Consider the following 11,712-nt stretch of genomic DNA (forward strand, 5'->3'; position numbering starts at 1 on the left):
CTCGCGCAGCCGCTACGATGCCGGCGCGGTCGACTACCTGGCCGTGATCGATGCCGACCGCACCGTGCTGCAGTCGCTGCGCGATGCCAATGCGGTGGCAGGCTTGCGTGCTGCGGCGACGGTGTCGCTGGTGCGCAGCCTCGGCGGTGGATGGAGTCAGCGGCAACAATCCTGACAGTGCCTGCTGCCGGTTGTGTTGGAGCGTGTATCAGGAGGCCTGTCGCTCACATCAGGCAGGCACCCGGCGCCAGGCGACCGGAAGCCGGTTATCGGCCCGGTTGCCGTCACCGCCCATCAGCAAACGTGCGTGTCCTTGCGATTCCCGCGGAAGTTGTATAGCATTGAAACTACGATATATAAAGTCTTAGTATTCCATGTCCCAAATCAGTACAGGCGTTGAATACAGCCTCCACTGCCTGCTGTACCTGACACATTCGCAGGCGGCCGTGGAAGAAGCGAGTGTCCGTGATCTGGCTGAGCTTCAGGGCGTGCCCCACGACTTCCTGGCCAAGCTGTTCACCAAGCTGGCCAAGGCCGGGCTGGTGGTCGCCACGGAGGGCATCAAGGGCGGATTCCGGCTCGCGCGGCCCGCCAACCACATTACCGTTCACGATGTCGTGGTCGCGATCGATGGCGAGAAGCCGCTCTTCGACTGCCTCGAGATCCGCGGGCGCTGTGCCGTCTTCAATGATGACGCGCCGGGCTGGGCGACGCGTGGCGTTTGCTCGGTTCACGCTGTCATGCAGGCTGCGGAGAAGGCTATGCGAGCGGAACTGAAACGGCATACCCTGGCCGACCTTTCTCAGCGCGTTAACGACAAGACGCCGGCCAGCTACGGTGTGCAGGTTGTCAGGTGGCTGTCGGATCGTGCGGCCAATCGGCGGGGCGAAAGGGCTGTGCCCACGCGCGCGGGTTCACGCAAGAGCGGGTGAGGTCCGCGCGCTCGCTCATTCCTGCGCACATTGCTTGGGGATCGCCGGATTTGGTTGCTCAGAGCGCAGTCATGCAGCGAGGATCGGTACTTGCACAGCACGCGGCAATCGATTGAATCCGCGATGGAAATCAGTCGCTACCCACACGTTGACGAGACGCCGTTCGCTGCCGAAATCCGCTTGGGTCCACACCATGCAGTTTGTGAAACGCCTGCGAGAAATTGCTGCGACTGGAGAAGCCAACGGCGTGTGCCACCTGGGAAACCTGCAGGGTTGTAGTCGCCAGCAGTTCCGCGGCCTTGTGCAGCCGAACCGCTCGCAGCATGGCCATCGGCGTCTGGCCGAACGCCCGTTCGAAGTGCGAAGCGAACGCTGAACGGCTCATTCCAGCCAGATCGGCCAATCGCTGCACGGATAGTGGTGCTTCGGGTTGTTCAAAGAGCTTCTCCAACGCGAGTACCAGCCGGGGATCGGCAACGGCCGCCGTCCACGACAGCTCCGCGTCATCGGTTTCCATCTGGCGCCGCAGCAGCATGACGAGGCATTGCTTGAGCAATGCCTCGATCAGCACCCTCGATCCCAGGCCGGGCTGTGCGGATTCCGCCAACAGCATGACGAACTGGTCCTTCAGCCCCGCTGGCCCGTCGAACCGCGTCACGATCGGATGCCGCAGCATCCTGAAGGGATCGGCCGTACTCGCCGCAAAGCGCAACTCCCCACACGCCAACTCAACCCCCACTGCCGCCTCGCCCACCTTCACCGTCGGCGCCGTTTCGCGCGCGGACCATGAGCCAAGCCTTGTCCGATCCACCGACATAGTCGGCGACTCGAACGCGCATTCCAGCCGGTAGGAAACGCCCGGCGGCATCAGGACGAAACTGTGCGGCTGCAAAGCGATGCGGCGGCCATTGCCTGCGTCGAGCGTTCCGCTGCCGTCCAGGCAGTAGTGAAGGCTGGCCGTCTCGCACGCTTCGAAACGCACGCTCCAGCCATCGCGAATGTCGCATCGTGTGATGTGCGTGACACCGATGTCGAGTGTGGCAAGGAAATGCTCGAGCACACGGTGTGCAGAAGGGGAGGATGCCATCATTGGACGAATTGAAACCAAACTAAGACCAAGTGGAACCTTGCCATTTCTATCATAAGTACTCCAATCCCACCCTTGATGGAGTTTGCCATGTTCTAAATGAAGGATCTTGCCCGTCTGAGGAAGCTGGACGAAAAAGCTCCTGAAGCGATGAAGAGCTTCCGCGCATTTGACCAGGCAGTTCTTGCAGACGGCGCGCTTTCGGTGCAGCAGAAACAGATTATTGCGGTGGCCGTGGCGCTGACAACGCAGTGCCCCTGGTGCATGGCCTGCATACCAAGGCCGCCCAAGATGCCGGCGCCACCAATACGCAACTTGCGGAGGCTGCGCTCGTGGCCGCCGCAATCCGGGCGGGCGGAGCGCGCGCATGCGCGCCGTCGCAATGACAGAAAGGAGGTCTGCGCCACCGGGGCGTGCTCCTCCACCACACCACCTATCCGTTGAGGAGTAAATATGCAACCCATCACATCCGTCACCACAACGCGGACCAGCGAAGCCATCAACAACCACGAGGCGTTGCTGCGCTGGTCCCTGGTTATCGTCTTTCTTTGGTTCGGCGGGATGAAGTTTACCGGCTACGAAGCGCAGGGTATTGCGCCGTTCATCGAGAATAGCCCCTTCATGGCCTGGCTTATCGACGCGTTCGGTGTACGTGGCGCCAGCGCTGTCATTGGCGTGCTGGAACTGTCCACCGCGGTGACACTGACCGTCGGTGCATTCCATCACAGGGTGTCGGTACTTGGTGCAGCCATGTCATGCGCGACATACGCCATCACACTGACGTTCTTTGTCACCACCCCTGGCGTTGCAGAGCCGACTGCTGGCGGGTTCCCCGCGATCTCGGCGCCGATCGGCCAGTTCCTGCTGAAGGACCTCGTGCTGTTGGCTGCGTCGGCTTCTCTGCTGCGCACGGCGCTGGCACGTTGCCGGGCGGATCGTCCCTGATTTTTCAGGAGCTTATTGGTGCCGGCTTTGCCTGCATGTGGATCTCCCGGGCAGTTCCGCGGCATGTGGTAGTGGCCTGACCGCGCTGGCAATCGTGAACAAGGGCGATCCGATGGATCGCCCTTGTTGCCTTAATGGATGCGATGCACGGGCCGCTACCCGCCAGGGGATTCGCCGGGCAGTTCCCCGGTAATCGACCGCGGCCAGCGATCGCGGGTCGTCATGCTGACAACGGTGCCAATGCTGTCTGAGATCAAGAGCGGGAATCAGGAACGATGGCGCAAGGATCTCGACATCCTTTGGGGGACCCCACCGTTTGGATGATTGCCACGGGCGCATTGCTGGCCAAAAATCAAGAAGAAGGAGGGGGGAACCAGCAAAGAAGAAGGAGGGGGGAACCAGCATGCGACGACTACCTCTCGTTGACATATCCTTGCTTTTCGCAATGATAGGGTGTTGTGCAAGCGCCAACGCCCAGTCTGGCGTGACGCTGTTCGGTATCGCCGACGCCGGTATCGAATTCAACAATAATGCAGGGCGCAACGGTGACAGTCTGGTGCGGCTGGTTTCCGGGAACCAGTCTGGCTCGCGTTGGGGGCTGCGGGGCGCGGAGGATCTGGGCAGCGGCCTGAAGGCAGTCTTTCTGCTGGAAAGCGGCTTCGACATCGATACCGGCAATTCGGGCCAGGGCGGGCGTCTGTTCGGCCGCAATGCCTATGTAGGGCTCGATAGCCAATACGGTTCACTGCTGTTGGGGCGGCAGCAGACCGGCATGCGCGAATTCGGCAATATCTATGATCCCAATGCGATTGCCGACCGCTACAGCATCCTCTCGATTGCGCCGGAGTTTGGCGCGCGCGCCGACAATGCCATCAAGTATGTCGGCAAGTTCGGAAAGCTAACTGGACAGGCCTTCTACTCATTCCAGGCTAATGGCAGCGAAGTGGCTGGCAGCAACGTATTCGGACGTAATTTCGGCGCGTTCGTCAACTATAACTCCGGCTCCCTTGCGCTGGGCGTGGCCTATGACGATGCGCACGTCGGCACGCCGTCAAACCAGGCACCGGTCCTGAGGCGCGTTTCCGTGGCCGGCACCTATGCGGTTGGTGATGCCAAGGCCTATGCAGGCTACCGCCTGGCGAAGGCCTATGATGGTGCCATGCTGCCGGGCGCCCAGGCGGCTAATGCCGGCTCGAACCTCTACTGGCTGGGCCTGGCTTACAAAGTGACGCCGGCGTTCTCCCTGACTGGCGCGGCTTACTACCAAGACTTCCGGCAGACCGGATCCGACCCGTGGCAGTTCGTGCTTACCAGCGATTATTCGCTCAGCAAACGCACCGACCTTTACGCGTCAGTCTCGTACGCGCTAAACACGGATAACTCGGCACTAGGCGTCAACGGCTTCAACAGCGGCAGCGGCACGTCGGCCGTCCTCAATGTACAGCCTGGCAAGGATCAGGTTGGTGCGGTGATGGGCCTTCGTCACCGGTTCTGATGCGCTTGCCAATGGCTTAAGAATGGTAGTAAACGTGGCGTCTCGAGGTCGGGGCCGGCGAAGCAGGGCCAGCGACGGCCCGGTCAAGCGTCGCCCTGGTTTTCGACTTGCGGCGCACGGCGGAAGCTGATGGCGAGGCGGTTGAATGCATTCATCAGGCTGATCGCCATGGTCAGGTCAGCGAGTTCCTTTTCACTGAAAACGGCAGAGGCCGCGCGGAAGGCGTCGTCGGGGACATGTGTCTCCGAAACGCGGGTCACGGTCTCGGCCCACGCCAGTGCCGCCTTTTCGCGGTCACTGAAGAGCGCGCCCGCTTCGTGCCAGACCTGCACGAGCGCGAGCTTGCCGACCGACACGCCCCTCTTCACCAGGTCTCGCGTGTGCATGTCAAGGCAGTAGGCGCAGCCGTTGATCTGGCTGACACGCAGGTAGACCAGCTCCACCAGGACATCATCGAGTCCGGACTGCATGATGTAGCCATAGACACCGCCGAACGCCTTCACGCCACCCGGTGCGGCTTTTGTGTAATCCAGTCTCATTTCGCGCTCCTTTCGTAAGTGGTCAGGTCCTTTTCGCCGCTGTCCACGATAAACACGGCCAGCAGCTTGGCGGGCTTTGACTTGCTCGCGTTGCGGCTGACGGGATGGTGCGAGCCCGGCTCTTCGTGGAAGCTCTCACCCGCCTTGTAAACCCGTTCCGGTCCGTCACCGACCTTGCTGGCGATGCTGCCCGAGACGACATAGGCGTAAATGAATGCCGACTTGGCGTGGTAGTGAGGCAAGGACGAGGCGCCCGGCGCGTAATCCACTTCCAGCGCGACAAGTGACTTGCCGGGGATGTTGGGGATGGCCCGGGAGAAGTTCTCCTTGACCGTGTCACCGGTCCCATGTGCGGCTGCGGCGCTGGAGAATGCCATCACGGTGGTGGCGAGAAAGGGCAAAAGAAGGCGTTGGGCTTTCATGTCCGTTCCTTGGTAAAGCGCGTGAAGCGGGTAGTGTGTGGATGCCAGTCCGCGACTTCCAGTCCGGAATGCGTTTTCGTCACGGGAGGCACAGCCTCAGGCGAGCCGAGGCAGAGATTTGTTGGGCGGCCCCGAAGCCTTGCTGGCTTCATCCCCCGCGCCGGTTTCGCCGGCGCGGCTTGGCGTAGCTGAAACGCCACTCAGGTCTTGGCCGGCGATCATGGGGCGGCCGGTCGCCCAGGCCAGGTCGGAAGCGGATGCCCACGCGGTCACGCCGGTGGACAGGATTGCAGTGGCGCCAAGTGCGCTGATCCAGTGTATCGCTTTCATAATGAACTCCGTTCTTTAACTACGACCAATATAGTCGTAGTAACCATAGTCGATCGTCAATCGAAGTGCAAGCCAGAACGTGGACTGCGCCGAAGCAAACATCCGAAAAGCTCGGATCGTGCCGAAGCGCTTGCGATGGCTGACCCCCGTCATATCGTTGTAGGTTGAGGTGGTAACTACGACTAGACAAGTCGTAGTTATTGCCTATACTGATTCTCACGAGATACCTTGACGGAGACCAGGCATGACGGCCACGCAACTTGACGAAATCGCCTTGACAATTGATCCCCGGGACGACGACCCGCAGGAGACAGCCGAATGGCTGGAAGCCCTGGAGGGCGTCCTCGGCAACGTCGGGCCGGCACGTGCGCACTATCTCATCGAGCGGCAGATTGCCCATGCGCGGCTGCGCGGGCAATTGCAGCCGCACTCGGGCGGCACGCCTTACGTCAACACCATTGCCGTCGACCAGCAACCCCGCATGCCAGGCGACCGCGAGATCGAGCGCCGCATTCGCGCCTATACCCGGTGGAATGCCATGGCGATGGTGGTGCGGGCCGGCAAGACTTCGAATGTCGGCGGGCATATCGCCTCGTTTGCCTCCGCGGCCACGCTCTATGACGTGGGCTTCAACCACTTCTGGCGCGCGCCCACAGCGAATCACGGCGGCGACCTTGTCTTCGTGCAAGGCCACGTGGCGCCGGGCATCTACGCGCGCGCGTTCCTGCTCGGTCGGCTGGATGCCAGGCAACTCGACAACTACCGGCGCGAAGTCGGCGGGGAAGGGCTGTCCTCCTACCCCCACCCGTGGCTGATGCCCGATTTCTGGCAGTTTCCCACCGTTTCGATGGGGCTTGGCCCGTTGATGGCGATCTACCAGACCCGTTTCATGAAGTACCTGCAGGCGCGCGGCATCGCGAAGACCGACGACCGGAAGGTCTGGGTATTCCTTGGCGACGGCGAAATGGACGAGCCCGAGTCCCTCGGTGCGATCGGCATGGCGGCCAGGGAGCGCCTGGGCAACCTTGTGTTCGTCGTCAACGCCAACCTTCAGCGCCTGGACGGACCGGTGCGAGGCAACGGCAAGATCGTGCAGGAACTGGAAAGCATCTTCCTGGGAGCCGGCTGGCGGGTAATCAAGGTGCTATGGGGTGGCCGCTGGGATGACCTGTTCGCACGCGACAAGAGCGGGGCGCTGGCACGGCGGATGATGGAGGTCGTCGACGGCGAATACCAGACCTACCGTTCGAAGTCAGGGGCATACCTGCGCGAGCATTTCTTCAATACGCCTGAGCTGAAGGCGCTGGTGGCCGACTACACCGACGATGACCTCTGGAGCCTGGACCGCGGCGGCCACGATCCGGCGAAGGTCTTTGCCGCATTCGCCGAGGCCGCGCGCGGCAGCGACGTGCCGACCGTGATCCTGGCCAAGACCATCAAGGGCTATGGCATGGGCGACCAGGGCCAGGCCTCCAACGTCAACCACCAGCAGAAGAAGGTGCAGCGGGAAGCCCTGCTGGCCTTGCGCGACAAGTATGCGTTGCCCGTTGCGGATGCGGATATCGAAGACGTCCCGTATATCAGCTTGCCCGAGGGATCGAAGGAGCTCACCTACATGCGCGAACGCCGCGAGGCGCTGGGCGGCTACCTGCCCGCGCGGCGCCAGAAGGCCGCATCGCTGCCAGCGCCCGCCTTGTCTGCATTCGACGCGCTGCTCAGGGCGACGCCCGAAGGGCGGGGCATGTCGACCACGATGGCCTTCGTCCGCATCCTGGGCACGCTGCTGCGAGACAAGGAACTGGGCCGCCGCATCGTGCCGATCGTACCGGACGAGTCCCGCACGTTTGGCATGGAAGGACTGTTCCGGCAGATCGGGATCTGGAACCAGGACGGCCAGCGCTACACCCCGCAGGATGCCGAGACGCTGACATCCTACAAGGAATCGACGACCGGCCAGTTCCTGCAGGAGGGTATCAATGAAGCGGGGGGCATGGCCGACTGGATCGCTGCCGCAACGTCGTACTCCACGCATGGCGAGCCCATGGTGCCGTTCTATATTTTCTACTCCATGTTCGGCTTCCAGCGCGTGGGCGATCTCGCCTGGGCAGCGGCCGATATGCGGGCGCGCGGCTTCCTGCTGGGCGGGATCTCCGGACGGACCACCATCAACGGCGAAGGCTTGCAGCACGAGGATGGCCATTCGCTGCTGTGGGCATCGTCGGTGCCGAATTGCATCAGCTATGACCCCTCGTTTGCATACGAGCTGGCCGTGATCGTGCAGGACGGCCTGCGCCGCATGGTGCAGGAGCAGGAAGACGTCTACTACTACATCACCGTCATGAACGAGACCTATGCGCAGCCGGCCATGCCGGCCGGCCCGACCGTCGCGCAGGATATCCTCAAGGGCATGTACGCCTTCAGCAAGGCGGAATCCTCCGAATCCGTCCCGAGCGTGCAACTGATGGGCGCCGGCACCATCTTCAATGAGGTCATCGCCGCAGCCGCATTGCTGCAGCAGGACTGGGGCGTCGCGGCGGATGTGTGGGGCGTGCCGGGCCTGACGGAACTGGCACGCGACGGCCGTGCGGCCGAACGGCACAACCTGCTGCATCCCGAGGCGCCGCCGCGCGTTCCGCACGTGACCCGGCTCCTGCAGGATGCGCCTGGGCCGGTCATTGTCGCGACCGACTATATCCGTGCGCTGGCGGACCAGATCCGCGCCTATGTGCCGCAGAAATTCGTCGTGCTGGGCACTGACGGCTTCGGCCGCTCCGATACCCGTGCGGCGTTGCGCCACTTCTTCGAGGTGGATCGCCACTGGATCGCGATCGCGGCATTGAAGGCGCTGGCGGATGAGGGGACCATCCCCGGCACTCGCGTCTCGGAAGCGATTCGCAAGTACGGGATCGATCCGGAGAAGCCGAACCCGCTGCATGCCTGAACGTGCGTTATCCGCGCGTCGGAGATCCGGTGTTTGGTGCAGGGATGCGCTGGGAGCGCACCGAGTGTTGAGAACAGTGAACCCATGTTGATGCTTGCGCGTTGGGCGAGCTGTCGCCCCGGAGGCCGACTCGTGCCAGCCTACGCGCCAGTTCTCTGTTCCGCTATAGCTGTGATGCTGCAATCACAACCGTACCAGTCGGCGACCCAAAAGCAGGACCCCTTGAAATCCTGGCGGCCCACCACTAGTTAACGGCCAGGCGCTCTCGCGAACGTGGGCGCTGTATCTTGATGTTGGTACGACAGCGCAAGCGCCGTGCGGCCAGTCATGCGCTGGCGCCTACCCGATGTATCGAAGGAGGATAGAACCATGAGCGATGTCTTTTTCGGGACCGATCTGTTCAGTGAATTCGACCGGATGCAACGGCAGATGGCGAACCTGTTCGGCGACTTTCCTTCCAGCCTGCGCTCGGGGCGCCTAGGGGCATTCCCGCCGATAAATATCGGCACCACCGAAGACTCGATCGAGATCGTCGTGTTCGCCCCTGGCGTGCCGGCGAACCAGCTCGAGGTCACGGTCGACAAGGGCTTGCTGACCATCAGCGGCGAACGCAAGCCGGTGCGCCCGGAGGGCGACGCGGAGGCGCGGGCCTATGCCCAGGAGCGCTTCAGCGGAAGCTTCCGCCGCGTAATCGAGCTGCCGCAGTCCGCCGACCCCGACAAGGTCCAGGCCCGCTACGCCAACGGTTGCTTGTCGATCAGCGTGGGCAAGCGCGAAGCGTCGCGCCCGCGTGCCATTACCGTGAGCTGAGATCAGGAGGAAGCCATGAACGCATCGAACCCGGTCGTCCAGCGCGACCAGAACCAGCAAGGTAATCAGGGCGCCGTCGTCAAGCGCCGCGAAGACACGCAAGCGATGACGCTGGTGCCTGCGGTTGATATCTTCGAGACCGCTGCCGGCGTGACCCTCTGGGCTGACCTGCCAGGCGTGCCGCGTGAAAACCTGGAAGTCAATGTCCATGACTCCAGCCTGCGCATCGAAGGCGAGGCTGTAGTGCCTACCCCTACGGGCTTGCGCGTGCAGCATGCCGAGGTGCGGCAGCCGAGATTCGCGCGCAGCTTCACGCTCAGTCCTGACCTCGATGCGTCGCGCATCGAAGCCAACCTGCAGGACGGCGTGCTGAAGGTGACCATCCCGCGACGGGAAGAGGCCAAGCCGCGTCGAATCGACGTCTCGGTCGGCTAAGTGGCAGAACGGCGGCGCGCGGCGCCACCGTTCCTGTTCGCGACCCTTCCGCATCAATGCAGGGAAGCGTGTGTGCGCTGGACACCCGGCCAGGTTCTTGCCGCCAGCGCACATCGGTTACTGGCGCCACCCCGGCCGGATAGCGCTTCAAAGCATTCCCGCACCGGGAAACGAAGCTCGAATGTGAGCCTCGGCTGCGCGGATACTGCCAAATCCGGTTGTGCCGCCTTTGGATCCGTGTGAAGCACGGGAGACACATACCAACGAATAGCCACGGGGCCGAAAACTACAGGTGCTGCGCGGCCTGCTGGAAGGACGGATCGGCTGGAGGCAGGCGTTGGACAACGGACTAGTTGTCGTGCCGGGCGATCCATGCGAACCGCATGCGGAGTGGAAACAATGCTGGCGGTGACTTCTAGGATCATCTACGTCAGCGTGAGCCTGCGGGATTCTGTGCGATGTAGCCAGACGGATGCCGGATTAGGGCCGATCAAGCAACTCTGCCGCGACACCGACTAATCTTTGGTCAGCGGGCTGTCGAGAGGTCGGGCCATGTTGCCATTCAGTCGAGATGAATTCGCACGGGTTTTCGTGGACTACAATCTTGGCGTCTGGCCGGCACAGGTTGTGGCCTATCTTCTAGGGGGTGTTGCCATCGCCGCACTTGTCCGGCATGGAAGGGGCACCGACCGCACCATCAGCACGATTCTGGCCGCCATGTGGATATGGACGGGAATCGGCTACCACTGGCTCTATTTCTCGGCGATCAATAAGGCGGCGATCGTGTTCGGCGCCGCATTCGTGCTTCAGGGGGTCCTGCTCGGGTATGCGGGGCTGCGCGGGCGTCTCACGTTCGGCAGTTCTTCGCGGCCGACGGCCTGGCTCGGCTGGGCGCTCCTCGTCTACGTCGTTATCCTCTATCCGCTCATAGGCGCCTTGGCCGGCCATGCCTATCCCGCGATGCCTATGTTTGGTATCACGCCCTGTCCCGTCACCCTTTTCACGTTTGGAATGCTCCTGCTCACTGTCGTTTCGGTACCGCGCTGGCTTCTCATCGTGCCCTTCTTGTGGTCACTGATCGGGGGCAGTGCCGCCTTCCTGCTCGGCATCCCGCAAGACTGGCCGCTTGTGCTCAGTGGTGCCGTCACAGTGGCATTGGTTGTCCTTCGCGATCGTAGGATGCGGGATGGATTGCATCCGGCAGGCCTATCTGATGGTCATCACTGGCACATCCTGGACGAATGACTACTGTCGCACGTGACAGCGAGCTTCGGCTGGCCGATCTGGGACTCGAAGCGGGGCGCCCGGTCGAGTCGACAGTCAGAATACCGTTTGCCTGCGCCGTGCAACCCCCCGAACGCTGCCGGCGCACCGGCATTCGCAGTGTCCCCCTCCAGTGTCCCCCTCTCTAGCGTGGACACGGTCTCAGGCTCGTGCAAGCAGGTGGTCCTGGAAGCGTTCGCGCAACTGGTGCTTGAGCATCTTGCCCGTGGCGCCCAATGGAATCGCGTCGACGAAAACCACATCGTCGGGCGTCCACCATTTGGCGATCTTGCCCTCGTAGAAGGCGAGCAGCTCGTCACGCGCGAGCTCGGCGCCGGGCTTCCTGACCACGATGAGCAGCGGCCGCTCGTCCCATTTCGGATGGCGCGCCGCGACGCAGGCGGCCATGGCCACGCATTTGACCCAGCATGGGACTCTCCTAAGGATGGTCTGAACAACCTGCCGTAGCCGAAGGCCACGGCGTGCTCAGCACGCATTGATTTCACAGGATGA

General features: G+C 62.6%; 12 protein-coding genes and 2 pseudogenes. 9 read left to right on the top strand and 5 right to left on the bottom strand.

Annotated features, from left to right (window positions below; all coding sequences use genetic code 11):
• Together J8I34_RS35020 and J8I34_RS31670 are read left to right on the top strand one after the other, a co-directional pair.
• Window positions 1-175, top strand: a pseudogene (locus J8I34_RS35020) (RND transporter); the annotation flags it as partial.
• Window positions 176-374: 199 nt separating this feature from the next.
• On the top strand, window positions 375-932 hold the full coding sequence (locus J8I34_RS31670; RefSeq protein ID WP_209808150.1) for an RrF2 family transcriptional regulator: 558 nt from the start codon (window positions 375-377) through the stop codon (window positions 930-932).
• Between the two features lie 130 nt (window positions 933-1,062).
• Here the strand turns inward: J8I34_RS31670 and J8I34_RS31675 are convergent, their stop codons facing one another.
• The gene (locus J8I34_RS31675; protein WP_348635773.1) at window positions 1,063-1,992 is read right to left on the bottom strand and encodes a helix-turn-helix domain-containing protein; all 930 of its coding nucleotides are present in this window, start codon (window positions 1,990-1,992) and stop codon (window positions 1,063-1,065) included.
• 126 nt (window positions 1,993-2,118) lie between these two features.
• On the opposite strand from J8I34_RS31675, the gene J8I34_RS31680 reads away from it, so the two are divergent.
• The 3 genes from J8I34_RS31680 (at window position 2,119) to J8I34_RS31690 (ending at window position 4,459) form a co-directional block, all read left to right on the top strand.
• Window positions 2,119-2,463, top strand: a complete 345-nt coding sequence (locus J8I34_RS31680) for a carboxymuconolactone decarboxylase family protein (protein WP_245176287.1) — start codon at window positions 2,119-2,121, stop codon at window positions 2,461-2,463.
• Window positions 2,464-2,472: 9 nt separating this feature from the next.
• The gene (locus tag J8I34_RS31685) at window positions 2,473-2,964 is read left to right on the top strand and encodes a YkgB family protein (protein WP_029050399.1); all 492 of its coding nucleotides are present in this window, start codon (window positions 2,473-2,475) and stop codon (window positions 2,962-2,964) included.
• Window positions 2,965-3,409: 445 nt separating this feature from the next.
• On the top strand, window positions 3,410-4,459 hold the full coding sequence (locus tag J8I34_RS31690) for a porin (protein ID WP_035878651.1): 1,050 nt from the start codon (window positions 3,410-3,412) through the stop codon (window positions 4,457-4,459).
• A gap of 83 nt (window positions 4,460-4,542) precedes the next feature.
• On the opposite strand, the gene J8I34_RS31695 is transcribed toward J8I34_RS31690, so the two are convergent.
• From J8I34_RS31695 to J8I34_RS31705, 3 genes are all read right to left on the bottom strand, one after another.
• Window positions 4,543-4,998, bottom strand: a complete 456-nt coding sequence (locus J8I34_RS31695; RefSeq protein WP_209808152.1) for a carboxymuconolactone decarboxylase family protein — start codon at window positions 4,996-4,998, stop codon at window positions 4,543-4,545.
• On the bottom strand, window positions 4,995-5,420 hold the full coding sequence (locus tag J8I34_RS31700) for a cupin domain-containing protein (protein ID WP_029049963.1): 426 nt from the start codon (window positions 5,418-5,420) through the stop codon (window positions 4,995-4,997). Before J8I34_RS31700 ends, J8I34_RS31695 begins: the two co-directional genes overlap by 4 nt.
• A gap of 96 nt (window positions 5,421-5,516) precedes the next feature.
• Window positions 5,517-5,750, bottom strand: coding sequence for a hypothetical protein (locus tag J8I34_RS31705; protein ID WP_029049962.1), 234 nt, complete (start codon window positions 5,748-5,750; stop codon window positions 5,517-5,519).
• 244 nt (window positions 5,751-5,994) lie between these two features.
• Here J8I34_RS31705 and aceE point away from each other — a divergent pair, with 244 nt between their 5' ends.
• From aceE to J8I34_RS31725, 4 genes are all read left to right on the top strand, one after another.
• Window positions 5,995-8,691 (top strand): pyruvate dehydrogenase (acetyl-transferring), homodimeric type, encoded by a 2,697-nt coding sequence (gene aceE / locus J8I34_RS31710; RefSeq protein WP_209775177.1) that lies wholly within the window; start codon window positions 5,995-5,997, stop codon window positions 8,689-8,691.
• Between the two features lie 369 nt (window positions 8,692-9,060).
• A complete protein-coding gene (locus J8I34_RS31715) occupies window positions 9,061-9,501 on the top strand; it encodes an Hsp20/alpha crystallin family protein (RefSeq protein ID WP_029049960.1) in 441 nt (146 codons plus the stop codon).
• A 15-nt stretch (window positions 9,502-9,516) separates the two neighbouring features.
• Window positions 9,517-9,936, top strand: a complete 420-nt coding sequence (locus J8I34_RS31720; protein ID WP_029049959.1) for an Hsp20/alpha crystallin family protein — start codon at window positions 9,517-9,519, stop codon at window positions 9,934-9,936.
• Between the two features lie 552 nt (window positions 9,937-10,488).
• A complete protein-coding gene (locus tag J8I34_RS31725; RefSeq protein ID WP_209808153.1) occupies window positions 10,489-11,181 on the top strand; it encodes a DUF6064 family protein in 693 nt (230 codons plus the stop codon).
• Between the two features lie 180 nt (window positions 11,182-11,361).
• Here the strand turns inward: J8I34_RS31725 and J8I34_RS31730 are convergent.
• Window positions 11,362-11,613 (bottom strand): annotated as a pseudogene (locus J8I34_RS31730) (AMP-binding enzyme); the annotation flags it as partial.
• Window positions 11,614-11,712 lie beyond the last annotated feature (99 nt).

Source organism: Cupriavidus phytohabitans (assembly GCF_017815025.1).
Classification (GTDB): Bacteria; Pseudomonadota; Gammaproteobacteria; order Burkholderiales; family Burkholderiaceae; genus Cupriavidus.

Coding starts and splice junctions, on each gene's coding strand:
- J8I34_RS31670 (WP_209808150.1), top strand. CDS start 375: ATGTCCCAAATCAGTACAGGCGTTGAATACAGCCTCCACTGCCTGCTG.
- J8I34_RS31680 (WP_245176287.1), top strand. CDS start 2,119: ATGAAGGATCTTGCCCGTCTGAGGAAGCTGGACGAAAAAGCTCCTGAA.
- J8I34_RS31685 (WP_029050399.1), top strand. CDS start 2,473: ATGCAACCCATCACATCCGTCACCACAACGCGGACCAGCGAAGCCATC.
- J8I34_RS31690 (WP_035878651.1), top strand. CDS start 3,410: ATGATAGGGTGTTGTGCAAGCGCCAACGCCCAGTCTGGCGTGACGCTG.
- J8I34_RS31695 (WP_209808152.1), bottom strand. CDS start 4,998: ATGAGACTGGATTACACAAAAGCCGCACCGGGTGGCGTGAAGGCGTTC.
- J8I34_RS31700 (WP_029049963.1), bottom strand. CDS start 5,420: ATGAAAGCCCAACGCCTTCTTTTGCCCTTTCTCGCCACCACCGTGATG.
- J8I34_RS31705 (WP_029049962.1), bottom strand. CDS start 5,750: ATGAAAGCGATACACTGGATCAGCGCACTTGGCGCCACTGCAATCCTG.
- aceE (WP_209775177.1), top strand. CDS start 5,995: ATGACGGCCACGCAACTTGACGAAATCGCCTTGACAATTGATCCCCGG.
- J8I34_RS31715 (WP_029049960.1), top strand. CDS start 9,061: ATGAGCGATGTCTTTTTCGGGACCGATCTGTTCAGTGAATTCGACCGG.
- J8I34_RS31720 (WP_029049959.1), top strand. CDS start 9,517: ATGAACGCATCGAACCCGGTCGTCCAGCGCGACCAGAACCAGCAAGGT.
- J8I34_RS31725 (WP_209808153.1), top strand. CDS start 10,489: ATGTTGCCATTCAGTCGAGATGAATTCGCACGGGTTTTCGTGGACTAC.